This window comes from Gracilibacillus suaedae (genome assembly GCF_017599345.1).
GTDB classification, from domain to species: domain Bacteria; phylum Bacillota; class Bacilli; order Bacillales; family Amphibacillaceae; genus Gracilibacillus; species Gracilibacillus suaedae.
This window is the reverse complement of sequence record NZ_JAGFVL010000006.1, coordinates 76,801-103,629: the sequence shown is the minus strand read 5'-3', so window position 1 is coordinate 103,629 and position 26,829 is coordinate 76,801. Positions and strand designations below refer to the sequence as shown.

Below are 26,829 nucleotides of genomic sequence, written 5' to 3'. Positions count from 1 at the left end.
TTATTTCGCCGACAGTTCTATATATAACATGTCAATATGGATGTGATAACGATGAAAAGATTCACCATTTATATTTTCTTTCTATTGCTAATTATACTACCAGGCCTTCCATCAGCGAATCATTATTCACAAGTTAAGACGACCAAAGCATCCGTTTATGACTATCGATTAAACACTCATAAGCCAAACCTGATCGACACTTTCACCAAACAATTAGCAATAAAAAACAAATACAAAGAGGATGGTTGGATTTTAGTTTGGCAAGACGAATTTAATCAGAAACAATTAGATACGGATGTTTGGAACAGCGAAAATTGGGCTTCCCAAAAAAACAATGAACTACAATTTTATACACCACATAATATCAACGTTTCAGATGATAAATTACAACTTGTCAGTAAAAAACAACGATATAAGGGGCGATCATACACATCGGCAGCGATTCACTCTAAAGACAAATTCTATTTCCAATATGGAAAAGTTGAAATGCGAGCGAAACTACCCAGTGGACAAGGTATCTTCCCTGCTTTCTGGATGATGCCAAATATCGACAACACCTGGTTACCTGAGATCGACATTATGGAAATGCTGGGACACAAGCCGAATGAAATTTGGATGGTACAACATTGGTTAGATGAAGATCAACAGCTGAAAAGTAACTCTGACCAGTTTATAGGTGATGATTATTCACAAGACTACCATACTTTTTCGATCGAATGGAACCCCGATTCGATCACCTGGTTCATTGATGGTATAGAGCGATTCCAAACCACCCAATCGATCCCTCAAGAACAAATGTATTTGTATTTGAACACTGCTATAGGTGGGGAATGGCCTGGTAGTCCTGATAATACAACGGTTTTCCCACAAGTATTTGAAGTAGATTACGTGAGAGTTTATCAACAAAAGGGAGTGAAGCCATCATGTTATTAAAAATCACCCTTGTTCTATTCATTTTTTTTATTTGCTTTCAATTACTTTATATTCTCTATCCTCTTTATGCAGTCAACAAAACAAACAAAGGAACTAGATTAAAAAGAGAAAAGGGAATTAGTGTCGTAATCCCCGCTTATAATGAAGAAGCTATTATTTTGAACTGCCTTCAGGGAATTATCAATTTAAACTATAACAATTACGAAATTATTTTTGTAAATGACGGTTCGCAAGATAAAACCTTACAAATCTTAAATGATCAATTAGACCTCAGACCAACATTCAAAAAATTACCTGCTGTCAAAATCCCACATCAAGAGATTAAAGATATCTACCATTCTGAACTATTTCCAAAAATATACCTAATTGATAAAGTTAACGGCGGCAAAGCAGATGCATTGAACGCAGGCATAGAATATGCTGCGAAAGAAATTGTAGTAACGTTGGATGCTGACAGTATTCTTGATCCAGATTCGCTAAGCGCCATTAATTCATCCTTTGAAGATAAGAATATTATTGCTGCTGGTGGATTAGTACAAATCCAACAAGGTTTTCGTGGCAGTATTCTTAAACCGAGACCAACCTTTAAGTTGAGAGGTCTTGTCCGATACCAAATTATTCAATATTTGACATCTTTTTATCTCCATAAATTTACACAGGCAAAACTCAATTCGATCACAGTTATTGCTGGCGCTTTTGGAGCATTTCGAAAGCAGGCACTATTTGATGCGAATGGTTATCGTAAAACGGTTGGAGAAGACATGGACATTACGTTAAAAATTCACAAATTAATGAAGACGAATAATAGGTATAAAAAAGGAAAACTAACATTTATCCCACAAGCAATCTGTTACACCCAATGTCCAGAAACATTTAAAGACCTTTATAATCAGAGAATTCGCTGGCAAAAAGCATTTATTGATTGTATCTTGCACTTTAAGAAATCTTTATTTCGTCATTTGGGTTTTAGTGCATCCTTCTTTTTGATTTTTGATTCGTTCCTGTTAGGGACGTTGAGTGCATTTCCAACCATACTCATCCCGATTACTTTGCTTATTTACATTAATGGTTATATGGTAGCAGCCGCGCTTTTCACTGTAGCCATCTTTCTAGCAATCTATCAAGGTATTGTAATGGTTATAGTCGGAGCAAGGTTTGGAATGAACTACTCCGGTAGACAGTTATTAAAAGTACTGTTATTTATACCTTTCGAGGCAATTACTTATCGGTTGTTAGGCTTGTTGTTTGTCACAACGGGGACAATTCTTTATTTCAAAAACAAAAACAGCTGGTATGTTTCTAAGCGTATTAAACATAGTCAACAGCCAACTGTATCGAAAATTTCACTGAATAAAAATACCATATAGGAGTGTTCATAAATGCTTAGGAATCATTTATTTAATATCTTCTTCACTCTGATTTTCTTCGGATTGTTTTCGCTTATCATTAGCTTTTATTATGATGATGTTTCGCGTGCATTATATGATCCAGCTATATTTCCGACAGATAAATCGTTTGACTTACAAGCTTGTCAAAGTTGGCGAGACGATACACGCCAATTCGTTGTTTCAAATGAAAATAAAGCAAAACAAATTACCGTATTAATGTATCACCGTGTTATACCAGAAGATCAACTTAATGATACACATGTTCAAGCAAATGGCGACCTTTTCTCCACCATCATTCTAAAATCTGAATTTGATGAACAGATGCAAATCTTGCAAGATGCTGGATACACAACACTTACTTTAAAGGAATTAGAACTGTTCATTCAAGGAAATTTGGATGTGCCGGAACGCAGTATTGTCCTGACTTTTGATGACGGCTTTAAAGATAATGCAATAGAAGCAGCCCCAGTACTTCGTGACCATGGCTTCACAGCGGCCAATTTTGTTATTACTGGAGCAGTTAATATGTATGATTCAGCATATAAACCAGGTGAATATCAATACTTTAGTGTTGATGACTTACATAATACGTGTGATGTCTTTGAATTTGAAAGTCATACTTATAACTTCCATAAAAGAATGGAAGATAACACCCCTTATTTAATTGGGAAACCAGATAAGCTTGTACAGGAAGATTTAGAAGCCAGTATCGTGAATCTTGATGGGAATACGCAAGCATTTGCTTCACCATATGGTGCCTTTGACAAAGAAAACATCCAGCTATTCAAACAACTAGACTTTAATATGGCTTTTACCGTCATTCCAGGAACAGTCAAACAAGGAACAGACATTTACCAAGTTCCAAGAAAAGAAGTCCTTGCAAATGAAAGGATTCAAGACTTCAAAGAAAAAATTGGATTACAGGACGGAGATACTTGATTGTAGTCTCGTCCTTTTCCCTTTCTACTCACGCCATAATTGTTCAAGAATGATAACAAGTGCAGTCCCTACAAGGAGACCATTACTCATTATGTTCTGTATAAGTAGCGGAAATTCTGAGAACACCTCTGATGGTAGAAACATGGTTCCCATTCCGATCAGATAAGCAACTCCCAAAATAGTCATTCTTCTGTTGTCCAATGGCTGGATCGTAACATTGCGTATCGCCAACCCAACAAGCTGAACAAAAGAGGCCATTAATGCAGCATTTGCAATCGGTGCCGGAATCGCCGAGATAAAAGCAACAATAGGCGGGAAAAAGGCAAACAGCATTAACAAAAAAGATGCATAGATAAACGGTGCTTTTCGTTTTTGCCCTGTTAAGCCAATAAATCCAGCAGAGGTGGACAACGGCACATTAGCAATCGAGGAGAATACTCCTGACAATCCGTGATTGATCCCAAAAACTGCTGTCCCATGATTAATTTCCTTCCTACGGTCCTTTCCTTCATTTCCTAATACTTGATCAACCGCAACTACAGAGGCAATCATATTTGAGAGTAAGATGACTGCAATTAGTAATGCAATTGGAATCACGCTAATATTAAAGCTTGGTATACCAAAAGCAAACACTTCCGGCAATGCAAACAGCTGTACATTCCCAATAGCAGGTGCTTCCCCCTCGACAAGAATAAAAATAATCCATCCAATCAAGATCCCAATGAACATCGAATAATTTTTCAACCACCCTTTAGCAAAAAAGGATAAACCTAAAACTACTAAAAAGATAAACGTAGCAATCGATGCTTCTTTAACTTGAATATTGCTCGATTCACCTTGCAAACCTAGCATCCCTTCTAAAAAGGTGCCACTCAACTGCACCGTTAACAGGAAGAAAAAAGTACCTGTAACAAGTGGTGTAAAGATAGGTAAAATGAATTGAGAAATCTTAAAGATACCGAATATAAACAAAAATACGCCAGTCAATATCATCGTTGTCTGTAATAACTGAAGTGTTCCATCAAGTGATGTACCATTTTGCAAACCTGTAGCGGCCATTACCGAAAAAATACTAATCCAAATCCCAGCAGGCCCTTCCATGATCGGCATTTTATGTCCAATGATACTTTGTAGAAAAGATGCAAGCCCTACTACAAAAAAAGTCCGTTGCATCAGTCCAGCTATTTCAGCAAAGCTCATTTCAAATATGCCACCTATTACAATTGGTAAAGCAACAGAACTTGCTAGTAGAAAGATAAACCACTGAATCGTTTCCATCGACGTATTAACTATTTTTTGTGTATTCAAGATAAACGCTCCTACTCTATCTATTTCGCTTCACATATCATATCACGAGTGTGATTTTTTAACAAAATGCTGATACCATTCTTGAACGATCTCAACAACCAACTCTTATAGGAATAGGAAGGCTAGATAAGTAAGATTATTGACTGGGATTTTGTGTAAATTAATAGTGCAATGACAATATTAACTCATATAAGACTTGAGACATGTCATAAGAATTAAAAATGAAGGAGGAGGAAAGGGATGGATATTTATGTATGGATCGTGTCTTTTTTAATCATATTTATGCTTCATAATCTGGAAGAGATTATCATGATCGAAAGCTGGTTTAAAAAAACTTACCCTCGAGTTAATAAGAAGATTCCTGCATTTGTTCAACAGGAGCTCAACCAGTATAAAGACATTACATCCTCCCAGTTTTCTGTCGTTGTTTTTGTGTTTTCCGTTATTATCTCTATCTTTATATTACTCTTTGTCATAACAGAACATTATTTTATATTTTTAGGGCTAAACCTCTTTTTTGCTTTAAATATGTTTACTCACCCATTACAATCATTGTTTTTAAGGTGTTACACTCCAGGTGTCTGGACAACAATATTGCTGATTCTTCCTTATAATATTCTGTTTTTCTACCATTACTACAAGGCCGGTATTTTAACAGTAAACACGATTACTGGCGCATTAGTTGTGATGATTCTTTTAGTACCTGGATTTCTCATCAGCCACAAAATTGCCGAGAAGTGGATAAAACCGGCACATTAAATATACCTTACAAGAAAGGTTCTTTACATAAGGACCTTTCTTTTTTAATGCGAAAAGTGTAATGTTTTCGTATAAACGTCGTCTAATAAGTAAAGAACAACCAAAGACAAACAAACAGGGAGGTCACGAAATGGATGAAGAGTTAATTACCGATTGGTTTGATGCCTATGCTGATGATATCTATCGATTTCTGGTCTATTATACGTCCACATCAGATGTCGAAGATTTGGTACAAGAGGTATTCATTAAAGCAATCGATCGATATGATTCTTTCAAGGGGGATTCCAGTCCTAAAACCTGGCTATTTTCCATTGCTCGTAATTTAGCGATAGATGAAGCAAGAAAACAAAAACGACAAGATTGGCGCAAACTGATTAAAACCTATGAGCATAAAATCGACATATCTCCTGAGGATAAACACCTTTTAACTGAAAAAAAGCTGGAGCTACACAAAGCAATCACAAAACTCAAGCAGGATTACCGGGATGTTGTTATTCTTCGTGGAATCGAGGAGCTATCTGTAACAGAAACAGCAAATATTTTAAAATGGTCTGATTCGAAGGTAAGGGTTACATTCCACCGTGCTTTGAAAGCTTTAAAACTGCAAGTGAAGGAGGTTTATTATGAGTCATAACGAGGACGAATTAATAAAGGAGCTTAAAGAATTGAAAACAAATGCCCAGTTAGATCCAGAAAAAAAAGAATCGATGAAAATGGCACTACAAAATCATGCCAAGAAAAAGCGGTCACGATCAAAGGCCAAGCACACATTCATCTGGTTGTCGAGTACTGCTGCGGTTTTGGCTTGCGGTGTAATCCTGTATACATTTATAAATAGTGATCAAATCACGCTCCCTACTGGTGATAACGAGCAAAGCGAAGAAATTGGTAATGCTGGAGAGGATGCAAAAGACCCTAATGATATGGAAGGATTAGGTGTCGAAAATCCTGATGACGATGATATCTCAGGAAGAGAAGAGGAGGAAACACCGGAAGAAGATGACCCTAGTGGTGAAGGAGTTAATCAACAGGAATTTAAAGTAGATCGATTAGGTGAAGAAACGCGAACGATCTCAATCGAAGGAACAGAAGAAGAAACATATGTATACAATTATCGCATGGAGCCTTATGGTATTGAGTATCAGGTTGACACCTATTATGGCAGATATGCGATCGAGGAAAATACAGTAAGGCACCATGACAAGAATGATGAATTTGCATCGATTCGATTATACGTCGAGGAAAACGCAACAATAGAAGAGCTAGCAAATGAATTTGATGCACAATATAATGAAAACTTCGACAATGTAGGTGAGATTAGGGAACCAAATGATGGCGAAAATCCCTATTCCGGTTTAACTCAAAATGCCGGTTCACAAGAATATTATCTTTATCAGATAGATGAAAATGTACTCGTAATTGAATACGAGCAGTCCGATCCTGAAGCAGGCGATGGATCTGCACGGCTTCAGACTGTTATTGAGTCGATACGATAATTGCTAGTCAGCTTCAGTGTAAATGTATACGCTGAAGCTGCATTATTGTATGTTCCTTGATAAAGTGAGACTATGATCAGAGGGGTTTTGCCCCTACTATTGTTAGCGAGACTTATCAGGATGTTAGCGTCCGTTATCCCTAAACACTTGAAGCTTGAAGTGGAGATTGTACAGATGTTTAGCACCGTAATAAAAACGACATTGAGTTATCGCATCAGACTAATGTTAGATCTATTTTACTATCCATTAATGTGTTAACGATTTTTATCTTATCTCCTCTATATCTCATTCACCAAAAATCAGATATCTTTGTATAAAAACCAGACATTTCCTTGACGAATCTATTCTACTTCTCTAATCTAAAACGTAATCAAGAAATCCGGATCCTTGATTGAAGTTCACGCACTTATTTATTCTGCAGAAAAAATGTAAGCGTTATCACTATTTAGACCTATGACTTATGGACCCATTAAAAATTCAATAAAGGTGGTGATACATACCTCTTCCTCGCTAACAGCATAGAACCCCACATAAAGTAATCTAAAACAATCCAAATATAGGAGGTTAATTCTTTTGATGAAGAAAATTTCCATCGTCCTGATTACCGTATTAGTGGTTAGTCTACTTCCAACCAGTCTAACAAATTCAATTGATGCAGAAACAAATGATGGTTACTTATTTGACTTTGGCTCAGCCGATAGCCCTGTTGCTGATGGCTACACGCAGGTGACCAACACTTTACTTTATGATGAAGAAAGAGGCTATGGATTAAGTAAATCTGTTGCTAACCGTGATCGTGGTAACCCAGATGATTTACGCCGCGATTTCGTAATTGACTCTGATTACTCTTTTATCCTTGACATTCCAAACGGAGACTATTTTGTACGTATTATTGCTGGCGATGATATAGCCTTCAACCGTTCAAGCTTTACTATCAATGGTGAAGATTACGGCAATATTACCTCCAATGGTGGTGAATATGCTGAGTTAACAACTGACGTAACAATTACTGATGAAAAATTAACGATTGACATCGGAGAAAATGGACGAATTAATGGGCTCGAGATTGTTTCTATGACTCAGATTGACAGTCTGAAAGTAGACTCAATTTCCTATTCAGCAGACAGCGAGGTAGATTTGTCATGGCAAAGTGATCCAAACGCTAATCATTATAATATTTATCGCAAAGGAGAAAATGACGAAAACTTCGAGAAAATAGATGAAACTACAGAGGCAAATTATACCGATACTACCGTAGAATTAGGCTACAGTTACACGTATGCCATTACACTTGTGCATTCATCAGGTATCGAATCAGAGAAAAGTAATGAAGTATCTGCTTCGATTATCAATGAGGATGCAGAGACACCTCAACCCACAAGTAATTTGTCTGTAAGCAATGCTGAGCTTGATAACATCACATTAAACTGGGATGCTGTCGATAATGCTAGTCTGTATTATGTGTATCGCGCTAATTTTAACCCAGATGATTATCCAGATGGCGCTGTCGAATTTAAAAAAATCGGCACCACATCAGATACTAGCTTTACCGATGACTCGATTTTAACGTATAACAGCTACTATTATCAGGTTCGTGCTGTAAATGAAGGTGGTATTTCAAATCCATCGAACACCATAGAATCCCCGGTAACCGAAGTAAAAAAACGCCAGATGGAACAACTGGATCGCGCATTAGTGGCAGTTGAATCAGACGATGGTGTTTATGTCGGCTGGAAGATGCTTGGCACCGATCCGAAAGGCGTCAAATTCAATTTGTTCCGAGACGGCAAAAAAGTAAACAAGAAACCAATTGAAAACAGTACCAACTTTTTTGATGAGGATGGAACTGCAGATTCTACCTATCAAGTAAAAATTATTAAAGGTAGTGGCGATAAAATTACCAAAGAAGTTAACGTATGGTCTGAAAACTACTTAAGTATCGCATTAGATAAGCCTGAAGGTGGTACAACACCAGATGGAGTCGATTATTCGTATAGTGCCAATGATGCTAGTGTTGGTGACCTTGATGGAGACGGTGAATATGAAATTATTTTAAAATGGGATCCATCCAATTCAAAAGACAATTCCCATTCCGGTTATACAGGCAATGTCTACTTAGATGCTTATAAGCTGGATGGTACCAAAATGTGGCGTTTAGACCTTGGGAAAAATATTCGTGCTGGTGCTCATTATACCCAGTTCCTTGTATACGACTTTGATGGTAATGGCAAATCAGAAGTTGTTTTAAAAACTGGGGATGGTACCGTCGATGGCGAAGGTAATGTGATTGGAGATCCCGAGGCTGATTGGCGAAATAGTAGTGGTTTTGTTTTAGAAGGTCCTGAATATCTCACCGTATTTGAAGGGGAAACAGGTAAAGAGTTGACAACTACAGACTACACTCCTGCTCGTGGCAACCTTAATGATTGGGGAGATAACTACGGTAACCGTGCTGACCGCTTTCTTGCAGGTGTAGCCTATCTGGATGGAGAACGTCCAAGTATTGTAATGGCACGTGGTTACTACACCCGTTCCGTACTTGTTGCTTACAATTGGCGGGATGGTAAACTAACACAAGAGTGGATATTTGATAGTGATGATGAAGGTAATGAAGACTACGCCGGACAAGGGAATCACAGCCTCTCGGTAGCGGATGTAGATCAGGATGGTAATGATGAAATCATCTATGGTGCAGCTGTTATCGATGACGATGGTACCGGACTTCATACAACTGGTTGGGGACATGGAGATGCACAACATGTTAGTGATTTAAATCCTAATCGACCAGGTCTGGAAATCTTTCAGGTTCATGAAAATACTTCAATTCCAATTGGTTACGGGATTCGGGATGCTGCAAGCGGAGAAAAACTGTTTGGTGTTGATCTTCGAACAGATGTTGGTCGAGGATTAGCAGCAGATATCGATCCGCGCTATGATGGTGCGGAATTCTGGGCATCTGGTGCTTGGGATGGTAGTGCAGGAAATGGTCTTCACGCTGTCGATGGAGAACTGATTTCACAGCATACTCCTAGATCTGTTAATCACGCTATCTGGTGGGATGGTGACCTTGGTCGTGAGTTGCTTGATCATGATTTCGACTCAAACACTGATCCACACGGAGTTGGTCGAATTGATAAGTGGGATTATGAAAAGGAAGAGCTCGTTAATCTATTAACCCCAGAAGGAACACGCACAAACAACTGGACAAAAGGTAATCCAACTTTACAAGCGGATTTAGTTGGTGACTGGCGTGAAGAAGTAATCTGGCCATCAGCTGACAGTGAAGAATTAAGACTTTACACTACAACTGACGTGACAGAAGAAAAAATATATACGTTAATGCATGACCCGGTTTACCGTCTATCAATCGCATGGCAAAATGTGGCCTATAATCAGCCACCACATACCGGCTTTTTCCTAGGTTACAATATGGAGGAGCCTCCACGCCCTGCGATTGAAACAGGTGATGAATTGTTTGGACCAGAAAAAAATAAGTAATTACCATTAAGGCGAGAGTATCTGCTCTCGCCTTTTTCATTGTCTTCCCCATGCATAATTACAGCAATATTTCTGCAAATTATAACTGTGAGGAATTACAGAGGAGGCGTAACATTGAAAAAAGGGAACAATATCTCCAGTTTGCAAGATCAAAATCAGCTTGCGCAAGCTCAACAGTCCATTCTGCATTTACAGCGAGCCATTAACCAGGCTAAAAGTCATATGAATGAAGATATTCTGGAACAAATCAAACATTCCATGGACAGAGCAGAGCGTTCATTAACTCAAGCAGAGACCGTTACAGATGATCAAAATGCGCTAAACTTAGTTCGTCAAGAATTAGTGCAACAACAACAAGTTTTTCAAGACTTAACACAGCAAAACAGGTAAGTGCTGTGACAAGAACCATCAACAAAGCTACAGACAATGCTACTGTCTGTAGCTTTCCTCTTTCACCAATCGTATGTGTAAGAAGGAGATAAATAGGGAAAGTTTAGATAAAAAGGAACATAAGGAGGCAATACCCTTGAATCAGCGACTTAAAGATAAAACAGCTGTAGTAACCGGTGGGAGTTCGGGTATTGGTCGTGCTTCTGCCATCCAGCTTGCAAAAGAAGGTGCAAAAGTTTGCTTAATGGATTTAAAGGAAGAACAAGCAGAAAAGGTAAAAAAAGAAATAGAAAGAGACGGGGGTGAAGCACTCATTACTGATGTTGATTTATCTGATCCTATACGAGTTGAAAAAGGCATGAAAGAAGTAATTAATACTTGGGGAAGAATCGATATCATTTTTGCCAATGGTGGAATAAACGGTGTGCTTGCACCAATTGAGGATTTAACTCCCGAAGATTGGGACAAAACGATTCATACCAACTTAAAAGGAACCTTCCATACGGTTAAATATGCAATACCTTTTATGAAAGAGAAAGGCGGCAGTGTGATCATTACTAGTTCGGTGAATGGCAATCGAATCTTTTCTAACTTCGGAATGTCGGCTTACAGCACATCAAAAGCAGGACAAATGGCTTTTGGTAAAATGGCAGCATTAGAATTAGCCAAATATAAAATAAGAGTCAATATTATTTGTCCTGGTGCTATTGAAACTAACATCGGTAAAAACACAGAGAAAACACCTGAAATAGATAAAATTAATATTCCCGTTGAGTACGCTGAAGGAGATAAACCACTAGAACATCAGCCTGGAAAGCCGGAGCAAGTGGCAGACCTAGTTGCCTTCCTCGCCTCCGATCAATCAAATCATATCACTGGGACTGAGCTGTTTATTGACGGTGCAGAATCATTGTTAAGATAATTACCGTTATTGTTATATGACAATAAGGCTTGGTTCTACTAAGAACAGTGCACTCTACTATTTTATCTAATAATCAAAATTGTTTCCTAGAGGCAAAAATATGATATGATATAAGATGAAGAATTCACCGAATTGGAGGTTACGAAATGGGGAAGCGGTTGTTACTGTTTATTTTAACAAATATCTTGGTGATGACGACGATTGTTATTGTATGGTCAGTAATCACTAGATACACAAATCTTGGTGGTTCCTATTATAATGGCGAAACTATCAATTATACTACTCTCATGGTCTTTAGTTTGGTGGTTGGTTTTACGGGTGCATTCATCTCATTAGCTATGTCCCGTTGGGTGGCTAAAATGATGATGAAAGTAAAAGTAATTGATCCAAGCCGACCTGTATCAGCTCAAGAGCGTGCTGTATATGAAAAGGTAGAGAAATTATCCCGTGCTGCTGGACTGACACACACACCGGAAGTTGGAATTTACCAATCCAGAGAAGTAAATGCTTTTGCGACTGGCCCAACGAAAAAACGTTCACTGGTTGCTGTTTCTCAAGGATTGTTAGATACAATGGATGATGATGCCGTAGAAGGTGTTATCGCACACGAAGTAGCACACGTTGCAAATGGTGACATGGTAACCATGACGCTTTTACAAGGTATTGTTAACACATTTGTTGTGTTCTTCTCCCGAATCGCAGCCATTATCGTATCGCGATTTGTCCGTTCAGAAATTCAATGGATCGTACAATTTGTAGCGATAATTGTCTTCCAAATTTTATTCTCTATTCTTGGAAGCTTTGTCGTCAGTGCCTACTCACGACACCGAGAGTATCACGCTGACCGCGGTGGAGCCGATCTAGCGGGACGTGACAAAATGGCACATGCATTACGCTCACTAAAAATGTATGTTGATCGCGCAAAAATTGATGATCGTACCGACGATTCCGCGATCCAAACGATGAAAATCAGTGGAAAAAGCGGCATGATGGCATTACTATCATCTCACCCACCACTAGAAGATCGTATCGCAAAACTTGAACAACGATAAAGTGAGACAAACAAAGAGCTGTCCCGTAAGTTTTAACAACTTATATATGGGCAGCCCTTTTTTGATCATATATTTTTAATTTCCTGGTCTTCTTTTTCACGCGCTCTTCATTTTTTTACTTCTTAGCAATAATAATGTACAGATCATCAGTCGGTTTCATTTTCTGTATTACTTCAAACCCTGTATTCCTAATTTCTTGTTCCATAAGTGATGAAGAAATTCTCGGATGCTTGTCAGATTCTTTTTCTTTCTTTTCAAATTCAACACAAACGAAATATCCGCCAGGTTTAAGAACTCGCTTAATTTCGTTTAATGAAGCAGACAAATCTTGCACCTCATGTAAAACAATTGAAGCTAATGCGATGTCAACGGCATAAGTAAGTAGTGGTATATTATTTATACTTCCTTTCACCGTTTTGATATTTGTTATATTTTCTTTCTTTGCTTTAGTATTGACAAAGTCTAACATTTTAGCATCGATATCTAATGCGTACACTAATCCTTCCACCATTCTAGCTGCTGGAATGGTAATATATCCTGTACCTGCTCCTAAATCTAAAATAGTATCCTTTGTATCAACAGGAACCATACGCAGCAGCTGTTCTGGTGGTATATCTCCTCTTTTTTCAGGGTTATCAAGAAATTCAACTTTTTTTGCGAAATGTGCCATTCCTTCAGAACCATACTCTTTTTTATTCACATCCATCAATCTCCTTTTTAATAAAGTCTATCTATGATCAGTTGGGATTGACTCCCGCTGATAGGTGTTATCTCCTACTTAGCTTCTTTATGTTACTTGAAGCTTGAAGTAGGGACTTACAAACGGTTAGCACATGATAAACGTATTAAAAATCTTCGTTAATTAAATCACTTACTACCCCTGCGGCAACTTTACTACCTTCACTTGCCGCAACAATTAATTGAGGCATGGAGAAGGTAGTATCTCCACTGGCATAGACTCCCTCTATATTCGTCCGGCCAAAATCATCTGTTTCAATGCCCCCCATTTCAGTCATACTACATCCTAATGTCTTTGCTAAAGATGATGCTTGCTTTAATTCGCCAGCTACAAACCCACCTTCCCTCTCTATTTCTATTCCATTAATAAACCTCACTTTTCGTAAGTAGCCATTTTCGCCATGTAAAGCCTCTATTTCATATTCCACAACCTGGATATTTTTGTTTTCTAATAATTGCTTTTCTTCTTTAGAGAAAACCTGTTTTCCGTTTGTACAAACAACAAGATCACTACTCCAATTAGAAACCATTTTTGTTAAATGCATAGCACGATCGTTATCTGCAATAACAACTAGTCGGCGATCTCTCAATTCCCATCCATCACAAAATGGACAAATGAATAAGCTCGTGCCATAAAATTCTTGAACTCCGGCTATTTCTGGTAATACATCTTGAAGTCCAGTTGCTAGAATAACCTTTCTCGAACGATAGGAACTTCCATCATCTGTATAAATCATAAAGAATTTATTTTCTTTTTTTATATCTATTACTCGTTGATTTTCAATCGACAGAGTCAGGTATTTCTCCAAATCCTGCTTAGCAATTCGTTTGAATTCTAAAGGTTGGATCCCATCTCTTGTGATAAAGCCATGCGATTCATGGGTTACAGCATTTCTAGGTTTATTTTCATCAAACAGAATGATATTCTTCTTAGCCCTTGCAAGTACTAAAGAAGCACTGAGTCCTGCAGGCCCTCCACCAATAATGGCACAATCTAATAACATATATTTTCCTCCTATCAAATAAGTACATTAAAGACTCTTAATATCTATAATTGAGATAAAAAAATTATGATGACTGTTCGTTTACTATTTTTTGCTGTTCGATTTGTTTTGCAATTTCAACTATATATTTCTTATCCAATTCATCTTTCATCTTTCTTTCTGCTTCAATCATTACATTTTCAATTAAACATTCGCCATTTTTATCTTCTTCATGTTCAAGCGAACAGCTAAACAAGGTTGTTTCCCCTTCAATAGCATGAATAACATCCAGAAAGGAAATTTCTCGTGATCGTCTTATTACACTATATCCTCCATTAACACCAGGAGTTGATTCAATTAGACCTGCTTTGACAAGTTTTGTTAAAATTTTGGATAGGTACGTTGGTGAAAGATCTTGTATTTTCGCTAATTGATCTACCCCAAGAGATTTTCCCTTTGGTGCTAACGTTAAATAGGCCATTGTGTGTAGTGCATAGTTTGTCGCTCGAGAATATTTCATTGCATTTTCACCTCATAGATATATTAGAGATCTTTTTTGTCTGTAATTGATATTAAACTAAGCTAAGATAAAACACAAGATATTTACTCAATTTTTTTATTATGTTCTACTTATATTTGCAATTTATCACATGAAATCATGCCTCTGAAACATACTAAAGTTAGGAGGCAAACTAGCATATGAAAATGACGTATTTAACAATCCTTTTTTTACTTTTCACTCATACCAGTGTTTCGCATGACTTGGTGGTGACGTACAAAGGTGAACCAATTGCAAGTATTGATCAAGCTGAATTGATGGTTCCTTATTTGGACGATCCGCTAATCGATGAATCTGAGTTTAGACAGTTTTCAAAAGAACTTGATGAAAAAATCTCCCAAGAACCTGTAGATGCTACAATTGACAATAATGGAGAAATTGTCCCTGGGCAAGTCGGATATACATTACACCGCCAAAAGTTCAAAGAACTGTTTTACACCAGTTTATTGGATAAGGATGCTACCAGGATAGAAGCTCCCATACTTAAATTGCATCCTAAAGTAGACAGTGAATTACTCGCCGATATTCGAACACAACAAATAGGACAATATATTACCTATTTTAATGCAAATAATGAAGAAAGATCTCATAATATTTTTCTTTCTGCGGAAGCAATTAATAATCATGTTGTATTTCCAGGTAAAACCTTTTCTTTTAACGAAGTGGTTGGAAAAAGAACGAAAGAAAAAGGATATTTGCCTGCTCCCGAGATTGTAAAAGGGGAATTAACAGAAGGTATCGGTGGGGGAATTTGCCAGGTGTCCTCCACTCTATTTAATGCAGTTGATCGTGCTGGGGTAGAAATTATCGAGCGATATTCTCATAGTCGGAAAGTTCCTTATGTTCCACCAGGACGTGATGCAACAGTTAGCTGGTACGGACCTGATTTCACATTCAAAAATAATTATAATCAACCATTGCTTATTCGTTCTAAGAGCATTGATGGTAAAGTAATCATCAAGATATACTCTTCTGATTTAGTGGAATACACTCCACGCAAAGTACCTGACGCATCTGACGAGTTACCAAAAGAGATAGAAATATTTGAAAATTAGTCATTAGCATCAACTGAGATACTATTAGTTTTACGAGTAAACCTTTAGGATTTCCCTGTAAAATTGAATTTACAGGGAAATCTGTCCATGCAAATGAACAGATTTCCGCGTAAGGAGTTAGCTTTATATCATTATTGCAATTGTTTATTGCGTAATTCAGCTTCTTTATTGCGAAATCCGGTTCCTTTATTGCGAAATTGCACTCGTTTATTGCGAAATCCCGCTCCTTTATTGCGAAATTGCACTCGTTTATTGCGAAATCCCGCTCCTTTATTGCGAAATTACACTCGTTTATTGCGAAATCCGGCTCCTTTATTGCGAAATTACACTCGTTTATTGCGAAATCCGGCTCCTTTATTGCGAAATTGTACTTGTTTATTTCGAAACCTATATCTCTATTATGTTATTTCTTTTTTGACCTTCCAAATACTCCTATCGCAATAGCTACAGCAACAGCTAATGGCAACCCAAGAACCTACTCCCATCACCACGCTTCATGGATAAGGAAGTTTCATTTAATAAATATCCATCAAAGTGATGATAGCTTGATAACCAAAGTTTAATCCGAATATCCATAATGCAATGCCAGCTATGATAGAAATCTATTTGGAGATTTGTTATTAATTCTTTTGCGGCTGAAATGGGTTATTGCCGCCATGGAAACATCCCAAATCATTATTCCGATAAATTCCAGAAGTGCCTGTTGCTTTCCAATTGTATGAACTGTCTCTGTCAAAATCGATCCATATATACCAATCCAGAAAATAATATTTAATGGATTCGAAACCTTTACAAGACGACCCGTCCAGTGATCGTCTCATTTAACACTCCACATAAAATGGATGAAGATGATCATTTAAACAATACTCCATTCGATTTCTGAAAGTATTCCAAGTAACCATTTCTAATGCTTGGTTAATGGGAAAGAAGCCTACCTCGATACTTTCATGACTAGTCGTTAATTCTCCACCGATCACTTTTCCTAAAAACAATGCGTTACAAATACAGCGACTTACATTTTGATACATGCCACAATATTTTTCTATTTCAATATCTATACCTGACTCTTCCTTTGTCTCCCTAATTGCCGCGCTTTTAATTGATTCTCCCTCTTCTACTTGACCTCCAGGCATTTCCCAACCTCTTTTTGGGCTTTTTACTAACAAAATTTCATTTTTATCATTTAAAACACAAGTAGAAGCTGAAACGATATGTTTTGGTGTCGCCATCATCCACACTCCTCAATCTAGAATATCAATATTTTTAAAATATTAAATTGACAATCATGCCTAATACGATCATAATCGCCATTCCACCGAATAGGAAATACCCGATTATTTTAATTGGGAGTGGTAGGCGACCACCTCTAGTTAGAGGAGCACCTTCGACCTTCTGTTTATGCTCTATGACATCGTTAAAAGATTTATTTGGAGACATTAGCACTTCTCCCTTCATCCCAAAAATCACCTATTCTTAAAACTGTTAAAAACTATAAATAAAAATAATAATAGTAAAACAACACCGACACCAAGTACTATATTTATTATCATTTTCGCATAACCATCCTTCAATATCATTTCCCAGCGAGAGACCAGGAGCTATCTCCTTCACGAAACCAATATTTCGCAGGGGAATTATCAAGAACTCGGTTTCTTTATTAAGATTATTCCGTTTGCAACAGTTCCGATTAATCCAGTGAATACAAAGATACATGCTACAACCAAATGTGTTGATACAAGTGACTCGGTCAGTAGTCTACATAAACCTACAGCAAAAATAAGCAAACTACATACAAGAGTGATAATAGCACGGGTTTTACTTTTCACATTTAGTTCCTCCTAATTATTTCCTGATAAAAGGTTAACATATACTTTAACAAAAGTTAACAATCATTTCAGTAAACATACACTAGTATTCTATTTTTGAAAATGGGACCCTTTTTTTATATCATGAAAGTAATAATAAGAGAGAGGGGATTACATATGCAGTTAACTGTTTATTTAGCAGGACAGATTCATGATGATTGGAGAAAAGACGTAGAAGAAAAAGCCAAGGAAAAAGGACTTCCTTTAACATTTGTAGGTCCTCAGACAAATCATGATCGTTCAGATAATGTTGGCGAGGATATTTTAGGTAAACAACCTAGTAATCTTTATAAAGATGATGCAGCATCAGATATAAACAATTTCAGAACACAAGTCTTAATAAAAAAATCTGATATGGTGATTGCGCTTTTCGGGGAAAAATATAAGCAATGGAATACCGCAATGGACGCAAGCACTGCGATTGCGATGAACATACCTACCATTATTGTCAGACCAGATTCACTTATACATCCATTAAAAGAGCTTTCCAACAAAGCGAATGTAACTGTTGAAACTATTGATCAAGCTATTGAGGTCATCTCCTATATTTACGAATGAAACAGTATTTCTCTTCCTTAGATAAATGATTATTTCCAGAAGAGAAGTGGATATCCTCGGAAGAGATTTTCTGTTCCCGGGATAAATAATTATATCCAGGGAAGACAGGTGGATATCCTCGGAAGAGATCCTCTGTTCCCTGGATAAAAACTTCTGTGTTAGTTCCATTTACTTTGCAGCTGCACTCCATCCACGCCTCTCGATTAGGTTAATACCAATACCCATGGCTATTATCCCAATAAGGAGCATGAATAACAGTGGCATTAAAATCTCATTGAAGTTGGCGTCATAGAAGATAACTGACATCGTCGCATCCATTGCGTGTGCCATTGGAAATAAATCTCCGATAAACAGCAAAACTTTGTTTGTGATCGTACCCGGCATCATATAAGCTCCACTCACTAATGGAATAAGTGGAATGATGGACGGATAGATAGCGTAAAATTGCTCTGGTGATTTTACAATTCCAGTTAACAGCATCGCAATACTTATCATGCTGAATGTAAAAAGAGCAGAAATGATTACAAGCATCCACAAGCTATCCCCCAACTCATAATTCATCCCATACTTAAAGACAATAAGAACTACAACAATTTGAAACATCGTAGCCAAAAAGCTGTACAAAATATACCCGATATACATACTCGATTTACTGATCGGTGACAAAATCATCCGATTCCACACACCTGAAACTTTATCATTTGTGACATTATTGACTTTAAATCCTGCAAGAAACATGGAGATCAGAAAGGTAAAAGCAAACATAAGCTGAATATTCATGTTATAATTTGGCACCTCTCCACTATCTAATCCTTGTGCTTCGATTTGAACAGGTGCATCTGCTAAATAATTTTCGATCTCACTTCGGATGTTCTCATTCCCTGTAGCATTAATCAGTGAGCTAATTTGTGCTTCCTGTTGAAATACCTTATCAACATGTTGCCTTACCATAGAAACTGTTGGGAGCTCAGAATTAACTAACAATCTATAATCCATCTCCATTAATTGTACCGCCACATCGATATTACCATCACGTACTTCCTCACGTGCCTGATCAGGATCTGTTACAACAAAATGATAGGAATCATCAACATTTAAGAGTTCTTCCCACTTTGTTTCGATCTCCTCCGCATTATCTTCTTCACTGAAAATAACCACCTTTGTAGGCGTTTGTATGCCCCCAGCAAAAAAGAGGGTTGCAAGGATACTTCCTATAATCAATGCAAGAACTAAGATCGGGTTTCGTTTATCTTTAGAGAATTGTGCCCATAAAACAGACTTCATTTTGCTCCCCCCCTTTTAGGATACATTGCCAATCCAATTAACGCACATAGTACAAAGAATCCGATCAGCATTAAACTAGGCATTATTAAAGAAGACACTTGTTCGTATTGAAGCCACTCGATCAGCATTGACAGTGTCAAGCCATTTGGTGTCCATTCACTAACCTTTTGCATCCAGTCAGGGAATATATAAATCGGTACGAAATTCCCTCCAAGTACTGCTAATACCATAGCTACCACATTAAACACACCATTGGCAGCATCCACATTGTGCATTTGTAAAGCAATAGAGGTGAATACCGCCGCTAAACCAGCAACCGCTAGTGCAAACAGGAAAGTAATAACAGCAACTCCTAGCCAAAAGTCGACAGCACGACCAGGAAATACATCTAATATGAGATGCGCTAAAACAAAGACGATGCTGATTTGCAGCCATGCTAAAATAAAAGTTGATACCATTTTCCCGATCAAAAATAACATCGGACGACTATCCGTTACTAAAATTCGATCAAAGACCTGTTGTCTAATTTCTTCACCAGTTTTAGCCGCTACCGTAATCGAAAGGAATAATGCAAACAGAATTCCCATTGCAAGCGTGAAATATTGGGACATTGTAAAAGTTTCTCCTTCTCCTAATTGTTCCACACCACCTTGTGGTTGCACTACCTCCACTTCATTACTTCCAGCGATTTGCTGCATGGCAAATTGATAATTCAAATCATCAATAAATCCGTTAATGATGTCATATATTGTCCCGTTATTGGTCGTTTCCTCTTCCATTTTATAGGAAAGCGAAACTGTCGGCGATTCTCCGGTTAAAGCAGCATATAGACTTTCAATGGTAAAGCCATTCGGGATTACCAAGATTCCATCAATTTCACCTTGTTCTACTTGACCTATCGCTTCAGCTTCATCTAAATGGTGTACGGTTACCCAATCCTGTAAGTCTTCACTTTCAAGAAAATTAGACAATGCTTCTACCGGACCTGCATAGCTTGCTTGTTCTGCAACCGCAGCTGCCTCCACCTCGTCAAAAGAGCCCTCTTCAATCAACTTTTCCTGTAATAGTTCCGTTACATTCTCTTGATCATCTTGATTAACCACGGCCAAGTGTAAATCGATTATTGCTTCCTCATCACTGTCAAACAAGCCATCAAAAGCAAGATTTAGTACAAAAATGATTACAATAGGGAGCAAAAGCGCGACCAAAAGCTCTTTACGATCACGTAAAAACAAAAATATATCCTTTTTGATAAAACTTCGCACGACTACACCTCCTTAATCTCTCAACGTCCTACCAGTTAAATGAAGGAATACATCTTCCAAGCTAGGTGTCTCAGTTTGATAATTTAGCAATTGAATTTGATGGCTGTCAGCTAGATAAACAAGCTCGCTGATCAAATTACTTCCTTTCTTTGATATGATCTTAAGCTGTGAGCTAGCTGCCTCCACCTTGCGAACACCTTCCAGCATTTTAACCTTTTCCACAAAATTTTCATCGATCATGCTTAGTTCCAGCTTAATAGTATCTTCGGACGATAAAATACTGAGTAACTCCGCTTTACTACCAGCAGCAATCACCTCGCCATGATCCATAATGTATACACGATCACAGAGCTGTTCGACTTCCTCCATATAATGACTCGTGTATAAAATCGTCGTACCGTCTGTTTCATTTAATGATCGTACCGTTTCTAAAATATGATTTCTTGATTGTGGATCAATGCCGACTGTTGGCTCATCGAGAATCAATATTTGCGGCTTATGCAACAATGCAGCAGCAATGTTGACTCTTCGCTTCATCCCTCCGGAAAAAGTTTTCACTAAATCCTTTTGACGATCCTTCAACCCGACAATTTCCAAGGCATATTGAATGCTGTCCTCTAATTCCTTGCCTTTCAATTTATAAATTGAGCCAAAAAATTTTAGATTTTCATAAGCAGAAAGCTCCTGATAGAGCGCTAATTCTTGTGGTACCACTCCTAATACTTTTCTAATATCTCTCGGTTTGTTTACTGTATTGACTCCATTCAGCTTTATTTCACCGGAAGTTGGCTTGATTAATGTCGATATCATGGAAATCGTGGTAGATTTACCGGCACCGTTTGGACCTAGCAAGCCGACCGATTCTCCTTTATCAAGATATAAATTAACGTCTTGCACCGCCTTTTTCCCCTTAAATGACTTACTAACATTTATTGTTTCAAGCATGTGATTACCTCCTTTTTTCCTTCCTCATTATTTATCGTAAATGAAAAAAACCAAAGTCACTACTGACCCTGGTCATTTACTCTCCTCGCATATATTACTTTAGTCATTTTTTTTGCAATCATACTAGTCGGTGACGAATGGCATATATTGCTAATTGGGTACGATCTCGTAATTCTAGTTTATCTAGTATTTGACTAGTTTGATTTTTTACCGTACCTACTGACAGTCCTAATCGTTCTGCAATCTCTTTGTTATTCAGTCCTTCTCCAATACATTTCAGGATTGCTCTTTCTCTCGGTGTTAACGTTGGATCAACTGTCTCTTGTTCTTCGGTTTTCAATAATTCTGGAACCACTTTTGCCGCCACCTGATCTTGGAGGGAAAGCCCTCCTTTTAGAGCGCTCTTAATCGAACGGATCAAGGATTCGGTATCTCCATCCTTCAGCATATAACCGCTAACCCCCATTTTTAACGCATCCATAATATACTGATTATCATCAAATGTTGTCAGCATTAATATTTTCATATGGGGGAAACGGGACCGTATTACTTTTGCCGCTTCAATGCCATCCATCTCAGGCATGCGAATATCTAACACCGCGACATCGAATAACTGTTTTTCACACAGCGCTACAGCCTGTCTACCATTATCCGCTTCCCCAGTTACTTCGATTTCTTCATCGGTTTCGATCATGGCCTTTAATCCTTGTCGTACCATTACCTGATCCTCTGCTAACAAAACCTTTATCATTCTATCCTCTCCGTTTTCGTTAATTGAATACTGCCACTTACCGCAAACTGCCGCTCATCATGATCTATTACTAGAGAACCGCCCACCTTTTCCAAACGTTCTCGCATCGCTTTTAACCCATACCCCTCTTCAAAAAAGGGACTCGTTTTACCAGGATTCATTACTTCAAAGCGAAAAATACTTCCGCCCGGTGCTTCAAAAGAAATGTGAGCCTCTCTTGAAGAACTATGCTTCATAATATTAGTTAGTGCTTCTTGTACAGCACGGTAAATCGCAAATGACTGCTCACCTGTCAATGATGCGGCAAATGCTCCATGTCTCACGGAAAAATTGATTTTCATAAATCTTTCCACTTCTAATTTACGAATTAAACGGATGAGACCTTGTAAACCACCGACTTCATTTTGTTTGAAGGATTTGACGGCTCGTCTTGTTTCCTCCAGGCTCTGTTCTGCCAGCTCTTTCAGTTTCGCAACCGTTTCTTTATCTTTTTCATCCGCAGTTAAGCGAAATGCCTCCAATTGCATTAATAAAGCAGTTAGTTTATGACCAACAGAGTCATGAATTTCATGCCCTATCAGCATCCGTTCATCCTGTCTGGCATTCTCTTCCTCTGCAACCAGTTGTCTTTTCATCCTTCTATATTCACCTAGTAAGGCATCATTCTTCTCCCTGACCTCTAATTCACGTCTTTTTACAAGCTGAAAGTACAATAATCCGATAATGGTTAAAAGGTAAAATAGCACAATCCAAGCTAATTGGTTAGTAGAAAGAATAGTTTGCATCAGAATCAAGCATAACCCGACAAACTGTACCAGCAGTACAACCATACTTTGTAACAAGGATAATCTAAAAACTGCTTCTGCCAATACCAACGCTTGTATAAGTATTAAATACGGATTGAATTCCTGATTAGCAGGGTAAAAAATTTGCAATAGCGTCAGTGTCTGCATGGTGAATAATAGCGTTTGTAAGAGTGGTTTGTCTGAAAAAAGCGGGAAAAGGAACAAGATACTCAAAAATAAACAAAGACTCGCTAGCTGTTGCAAAGATAAATCTAGATTCGATCCCCATAATGCAAATGGCCATACAAGGCAATGAATAGCGATCCACATAAAATATGTTTTATTCATAACGAAATACCCCTTCGAATGTAAGATCATCCTATTTGCCCTCATTATACTATATATTCATTAAGCACCACATCCAGGATTTAAGGGTTTTTTATTTTTTACTACCGTTGTTCCAGCTAATAAATCTGCTATGTGACGATGATCCCGACGTACAAGAACCATGATAATATAAAGAAATGCTAAAAACATCGAAATACTGATATAAACCATTGCTAGCCAATTAAAATCATGGTACATTCCATGAATAACTCCCATATGGCCTAGCTGCCACGGTAAAAATTTCGCTATATTTCGTATCGTACTCCTTATTTTGGGGTGATCAGGATAGCTAACTATTATCTTTTTAATTCTTTTACCAAATGTGGCAGCACGAGAGCCACCTTCCATAATTGAAAACAGAATAATAACTGGAAGCACAGAGGTTAACATTGCAATAAATTGTGTTTGCCCATTTGAAAAAGCGGGAATTCCATTAAAAGCGACCAGGTAGACTAATTGCATGATGCCGAAGAGTAAGATGAGATATGCACTGATACATAGCCAGTCAATCAATAGAGCAATAAACCGTTGTTTCCTTGTAGCAACTGTTTGCATATAAATCCTCCTTATTAATGCGTGAGTCTGTTTGCGAAATAATAGAAGCTATCTCGCGGACATACAATGTTTTATCCATTATACTATTAATAGGAGTACTACAGGGGAATTTTTCACGAAAAGAAAATCTGAGCAAAAAACGCTCAATCCTATTACTAAATGCGAAGTAGATCTGCAGTTACTCAAGTATCCATTATGACATATATCGGCTGTTTGACTATCGCTCCGGCTGCCCACTTCTCTTTCCGTGGGGTTTACTTTCCCGAGCAAAACCCGCTCGAAAAAGTGATCTTCAGGTCAAACAATTCCCACAGGAGTGAAAGTGGGCGGCCTTCGCTAAGTGCTGCTCTACAACATATGTCAGAGCTAGAAACTTGGATTATTATCCCATAAAAGCGCTAGAATATAGCATGCATTCTCTAAATAAATTTGTGATACTAACGGCTATATGTTTTTTTCCTTATAAAAAGAAAGCTTGCAACTCCCTGTTCAGGTGCTTGCAAGCTTTCTACTATTAATTCATGAATATTTCGATAGCGCGTTGATAATTTTGTTTCATCGCTTTTTTTGCGACGGCAGTTATATCATGATAAAAAATATGTTCCTTATGGTTAACATAATGCTTTACTGCTTCTGCACCTGCTTTTGCTACATAGCTATAATAATTGATTTTCCTTACTCCTGCCTTGATCACTTGAGTATAGTCCTCTTCTTTAAGGCCGGAACCACCATGCATGACAATTGGTTTACCTGTTCTTCGATAGATTTGTTGCAAGCGATCAAAGTCAAGCATAGGCTCCTCTAAATATATACCGTGTACGGTACCAAACGCGGCAGCTAGTGCATCAATATCTGTTTCTGCTACAAATGCTGTGGCCATTTCCGGGTCCGTATAAATGCCATCGTCTTTGTCGGAATCTTCATAGCTTTCACCACTACCTATTGTCGAATCTGTCATCACTCCTAGTTCTGCCTCCACCGAAACATTTCGTTTCCTTGCATATTCTACCACTTTCTTCACTTCTCTAACATTTGCTTCAAAAGGTAAATGAGAAGCATCAATCATGACAGAGGTGAAGCCTATATCAATCGCTTGTTTGATTAAGTCGAATCTAGAGCCATGATCCAGATGGACCGTAATCGGTACACTTGCCTTTTTTGCCAATTCTACCAAAATTGGTCCAATAAACTCTAGTGGCATTAGCTCATTATGAACCTCGGCATGCGCTAAAATAATCGGAGCTTTTAACTCCTCTGCTGCCTCCAGTGCTGCTCGTGCCGATTCCACAGTAGGAACATTAAAAGCACCAACTGCATAATTCCCTTTCTCCGCCATTTTCAGATTTTCTTTAAGTGTAATTAACATCGTTTATCCCCCTTATAGAAGAAAAGCATCATCGCGTTTCTTCCAGTTAACATACATCGCTTTTAATGTTTGTATATCTTTCACACCAGAAGCACTGTCTTCTTCTAACAAAGAGGAAGCAGCACTAGCGGTTGCGATTTTCATCGATTCATATAATGAATAACCTTTCTCTGCGCCAAAGAGAATACCAGCTGCATATGCGTCACCTGCTCCAACTGTTCCTTTTATTCTCTCTTTATCAATCAATAAAGATGGTAAACTATAAAAGTCTTCCCCGTTATACCCAAAGCTTGCTTCAGGTGCGTGGATGACTACCCAATCTTGTACACCTATACTCTTCATCTTAGTTAATGCATTTTTTATGTTGTTCACTATTAATCTGTCATTCTGTTCACGCAATGCTATCCCAGTACTTTTCCCTGCTTCATATTCATTCACAATGCAGTAGTTCGTATATTTTAATGCAGGTGGTACTACCTTTTCATATCTATCTTTATTTTCACTTACGACATCAATAGAAGTTTGAATCCCCTCTTTTTGGGCAAGATATAATAGTTTAGCTAGCTTGGTCCCGTACTGCTCATCCTCTTGATCTAAAGCATCTAACAAAAGGACATAAGCAACATGCAATATTTTCGCCCGAATATTTGAAAATGGGAAGGCACCTTCGTTAAAAGAGGTAGAGTTTCCTTTAAAAGTATAAAAGGTTCTTGTTTTATCAGATTCATCAAAAATGACATCGGTAAATGGCGTTTCTCCTGTAAACTGAACCTTACTTAAATCAATATTTTTATATTCTGAAAAGCCTTCATATAAATATTGTCCTTTCTCGTCTTCTCCAAAATAAGCAATAATTTCAATCGGAAGAGTCGGATCTATTTGAGCCAAAGAAAGCGAACAGTTGGAAACAGCCCCACCCATTGACCGCTTCCTTTGTTCAATTGTCGTTAATTCTGATTTAGCTGGGTATCCACTCACTGACTTAATTTCATCAACCATTACCGTACCGGCAATTGCAATTCCCTCGCGCAAAAATACCCCCCCTGCC

28 protein-coding genes are annotated in these 26,829 nt (G+C 37.9%); 12 read left to right on the top strand and 16 right to left on the bottom strand.

Annotation, left to right across the window (positions count from 1 at the left end):
• Window positions 1–51: 51 nt before the first annotated feature.
• Genes J5J03_RS00785 through J5J03_RS00775 form a run of 3 tightly spaced genes read left to right on the top strand, consistent with a single transcriptional unit; the run spans window position 52 to window position 3,260 of the window.
• On the top strand, window positions 52–933 hold the full coding sequence (locus J5J03_RS00785) for a glycoside hydrolase family 16 protein (RefSeq protein WP_208585643.1): 882 nt from the start codon (window positions 52–54) through the stop codon (window positions 931–933).
• The gene (locus tag J5J03_RS00780) at window positions 924–2,300 is read left to right on the top strand and encodes a glycosyltransferase family 2 protein (protein WP_208585642.1); all 1,377 of its coding nucleotides are present in this window, start codon (window positions 924–926) and stop codon (window positions 2,298–2,300) included. Before J5J03_RS00785 ends, J5J03_RS00780 begins: the two co-directional genes overlap by 10 nt.
• 12 nt (window positions 2,301–2,312) lie before the next feature.
• Complete coding sequence (locus J5J03_RS00775) at window positions 2,313–3,260, top strand: polysaccharide deacetylase family protein (protein ID WP_208585641.1); 948 nt, start codon at window positions 2,313–2,315, stop codon at window positions 3,258–3,260.
• Window positions 3,261–3,284: 24 nt separating this feature from the next.
• Here J5J03_RS00775 and J5J03_RS00770 read toward each other — a convergent pair whose 3' ends face one another.
• Window positions 3,285–4,568: a purine/pyrimidine permease gene (locus tag J5J03_RS00770; protein ID WP_208585640.1), complete on the bottom strand. Its 1,284-nt coding sequence runs from the start codon at window positions 4,566–4,568 to the stop codon at window positions 3,285–3,287.
• 240 nt (window positions 4,569–4,808) lie between these two features.
• Here J5J03_RS00770 and J5J03_RS00765 point away from each other — a divergent pair, with 240 nt between their 5' ends.
• The 7 genes from J5J03_RS00765 to htpX all read left to right on the top strand — a co-directional run bounded on the left by J5J03_RS00765 (window position 4,809) and on the right by htpX (window position 12,685).
• On the top strand, window positions 4,809–5,327 hold the full coding sequence (locus J5J03_RS00765; RefSeq protein WP_208585639.1) for an HXXEE domain-containing protein: 519 nt from the start codon (window positions 4,809–4,811) through the stop codon (window positions 5,325–5,327).
• Window positions 5,328–5,388: 61 nt separating this feature from the next.
• Window positions 5,389–5,961: an RNA polymerase sigma factor gene (locus J5J03_RS00760; RefSeq protein WP_269435764.1), complete on the top strand. Its 573-nt coding sequence runs from the start codon at window positions 5,389–5,391 to the stop codon at window positions 5,959–5,961.
• Window positions 5,951–6,823, top strand: a complete 873-nt coding sequence (locus J5J03_RS00755; protein WP_208585637.1) for a hypothetical protein — start codon at window positions 5,951–5,953, stop codon at window positions 6,821–6,823. Before J5J03_RS00760 ends, J5J03_RS00755 begins: the two co-directional genes overlap by 11 nt.
• Before the next feature lie 576 nt (window positions 6,824–7,399).
• Window positions 7,400–10,321, top strand: coding sequence for a rhamnogalacturonan lyase family protein (locus tag J5J03_RS22105; protein ID WP_269435767.1), 2,922 nt, complete (start codon window positions 7,400–7,402; stop codon window positions 10,319–10,321).
• Window positions 10,322–10,435: 114 nt separating this feature from the next.
• Window positions 10,436–10,711 carry a hypothetical protein gene (locus J5J03_RS00745; protein WP_208585636.1) on the top strand — a complete coding sequence of 92 codons (276 nt, stop codon included), beginning with the start codon at window positions 10,436–10,438 and terminating at the stop codon, window positions 10,709–10,711.
• A gap of 136 nt (window positions 10,712–10,847) precedes the next feature.
• Window positions 10,848–11,633, top strand: coding sequence for an SDR family oxidoreductase (locus tag J5J03_RS00740; protein WP_231710536.1), 786 nt, complete (start codon window positions 10,848–10,850; stop codon window positions 11,631–11,633).
• A 146-nt stretch (window positions 11,634–11,779) separates the two neighbouring features.
• A complete protein-coding gene (gene htpX / locus J5J03_RS00735) occupies window positions 11,780–12,685 on the top strand; it encodes a protease HtpX (protein WP_208585635.1) in 906 nt (301 codons plus the stop codon).
• Window positions 12,686–12,800: 115 nt separating this feature from the next.
• On the opposite strand, the gene J5J03_RS00730 is transcribed toward htpX, so the two are convergent.
• The 3 genes from J5J03_RS00730 to J5J03_RS00720 form a co-directional block, all read right to left on the bottom strand.
• Window positions 12,801–13,391, bottom strand: a complete 591-nt coding sequence (locus J5J03_RS00730) for a class I SAM-dependent methyltransferase (protein WP_208585634.1) — start codon at window positions 13,389–13,391, stop codon at window positions 12,801–12,803.
• Window positions 13,392–13,530: 139 nt separating this feature from the next.
• A complete protein-coding gene (locus J5J03_RS00725) occupies window positions 13,531–14,427 on the bottom strand; it encodes an NAD(P)/FAD-dependent oxidoreductase (protein WP_208585633.1) in 897 nt (298 codons plus the stop codon).
• A 64-nt stretch (window positions 14,428–14,491) separates the two neighbouring features.
• Complete coding sequence (locus J5J03_RS00720; RefSeq protein ID WP_208585632.1) at window positions 14,492–14,926, bottom strand: Rrf2 family transcriptional regulator; 435 nt, start codon at window positions 14,924–14,926, stop codon at window positions 14,492–14,494.
• 179 nt (window positions 14,927–15,105) lie between these two features.
• On the opposite strand from J5J03_RS00720, the gene J5J03_RS00715 reads away from it, so the two are divergent.
• The gene (locus J5J03_RS00715; RefSeq protein ID WP_208585631.1) at window positions 15,106–16,020 is read left to right on the top strand and encodes a VanW family protein; all 915 of its coding nucleotides are present in this window, start codon (window positions 15,106–15,108) and stop codon (window positions 16,018–16,020) included.
• A gap of 589 nt (window positions 16,021–16,609) precedes the next feature.
• Here J5J03_RS00715 and J5J03_RS21890 read toward each other — a convergent pair.
• From J5J03_RS21890 to J5J03_RS00695, 4 genes are all read right to left on the bottom strand, one after another.
• The gene (locus J5J03_RS21890; RefSeq protein WP_331460396.1) at window positions 16,610–16,771 is read right to left on the bottom strand and encodes a hypothetical protein; all 162 of its coding nucleotides are present in this window, start codon (window positions 16,769–16,771) and stop codon (window positions 16,610–16,612) included.
• Window positions 16,772–16,841: 70 nt separating this feature from the next.
• Window positions 16,842–17,249, bottom strand: a complete 408-nt coding sequence (locus tag J5J03_RS00705; protein ID WP_208585630.1) for an NUDIX hydrolase — start codon at window positions 17,247–17,249, stop codon at window positions 16,842–16,844.
• Between the two features lie 34 nt (window positions 17,250–17,283).
• Window positions 17,284–17,457, bottom strand: a complete 174-nt coding sequence (locus tag J5J03_RS00700) for a hypothetical protein (RefSeq protein ID WP_208585629.1) — start codon at window positions 17,455–17,457, stop codon at window positions 17,284–17,286.
• Between the two features lie 200 nt (window positions 17,458–17,657).
• Entirely contained in the window at window positions 17,658–17,846 is a 189-nt protein-coding gene (locus tag J5J03_RS00695; protein WP_208585628.1) for a hypothetical protein, read from the bottom strand.
• 156 nt (window positions 17,847–18,002) lie between these two features.
• Between J5J03_RS00695 and J5J03_RS00690 the strand changes: the two genes are divergently transcribed.
• The gene (locus J5J03_RS00690; RefSeq protein WP_208585627.1) at window positions 18,003–18,443 is read left to right on the top strand and encodes a YtoQ family protein; all 441 of its coding nucleotides are present in this window, start codon (window positions 18,003–18,005) and stop codon (window positions 18,441–18,443) included.
• A gap of 168 nt (window positions 18,444–18,611) precedes the next feature.
• Here J5J03_RS00690 and J5J03_RS00685 read toward each other — a convergent pair whose 3' ends face one another.
• The 8 genes from J5J03_RS00685 to J5J03_RS00650 all read right to left on the bottom strand — a co-directional run bounded on the left by J5J03_RS00685 (window position 18,612) and on the right by J5J03_RS00650 (window position 26,813).
• Window positions 18,612–19,727, bottom strand: a complete 1,116-nt coding sequence (locus J5J03_RS00685) for an ABC transporter permease (protein WP_208585626.1) — start codon at window positions 19,725–19,727, stop codon at window positions 18,612–18,614.
• Window positions 19,724–20,992, bottom strand: a complete 1,269-nt coding sequence (locus J5J03_RS00680; RefSeq protein WP_208585625.1) for an ABC transporter permease — start codon at window positions 20,990–20,992, stop codon at window positions 19,724–19,726. Before J5J03_RS00680 ends, J5J03_RS00685 begins: the two co-directional genes overlap by 4 nt.
• A 12-nt stretch (window positions 20,993–21,004) precedes the next feature.
• Window positions 21,005–21,937 (bottom strand): ABC transporter ATP-binding protein, encoded by a 933-nt coding sequence (locus J5J03_RS00675; RefSeq protein WP_208585624.1) that lies wholly within the window; start codon window positions 21,935–21,937, stop codon window positions 21,005–21,007.
• A gap of 118 nt (window positions 21,938–22,055) precedes the next feature.
• Window positions 22,056–22,688 (bottom strand): response regulator transcription factor, encoded by a 633-nt coding sequence (locus J5J03_RS00670; RefSeq protein ID WP_208585623.1) that lies wholly within the window; start codon window positions 22,686–22,688, stop codon window positions 22,056–22,058.
• A complete protein-coding gene (locus J5J03_RS00665; RefSeq protein WP_208585622.1) occupies window positions 22,685–23,821 on the bottom strand; it encodes a sensor histidine kinase in 1,137 nt (378 codons plus the stop codon). Before J5J03_RS00665 ends, J5J03_RS00670 begins: the two co-directional genes overlap by 4 nt.
• A gap of 60 nt (window positions 23,822–23,881) precedes the next feature.
• Window positions 23,882–24,415 (bottom strand): RDD family protein, encoded by a 534-nt coding sequence (locus J5J03_RS00660; RefSeq protein WP_208585621.1) that lies wholly within the window; start codon window positions 24,413–24,415, stop codon window positions 23,882–23,884.
• 514 nt (window positions 24,416–24,929) lie between these two features.
• Complete coding sequence (locus J5J03_RS00655) at window positions 24,930–25,781, bottom strand: class II fructose-bisphosphate aldolase (RefSeq protein ID WP_208585620.1); 852 nt, start codon at window positions 25,779–25,781, stop codon at window positions 24,930–24,932.
• 12 nt (window positions 25,782–25,793) lie between these two features.
• Complete coding sequence (locus tag J5J03_RS00650; protein WP_208585619.1) at window positions 25,794–26,813, bottom strand: carbohydrate kinase family protein; 1,020 nt, start codon at window positions 26,811–26,813, stop codon at window positions 25,794–25,796.
• Window positions 26,814–26,829 lie beyond the last annotated feature (16 nt).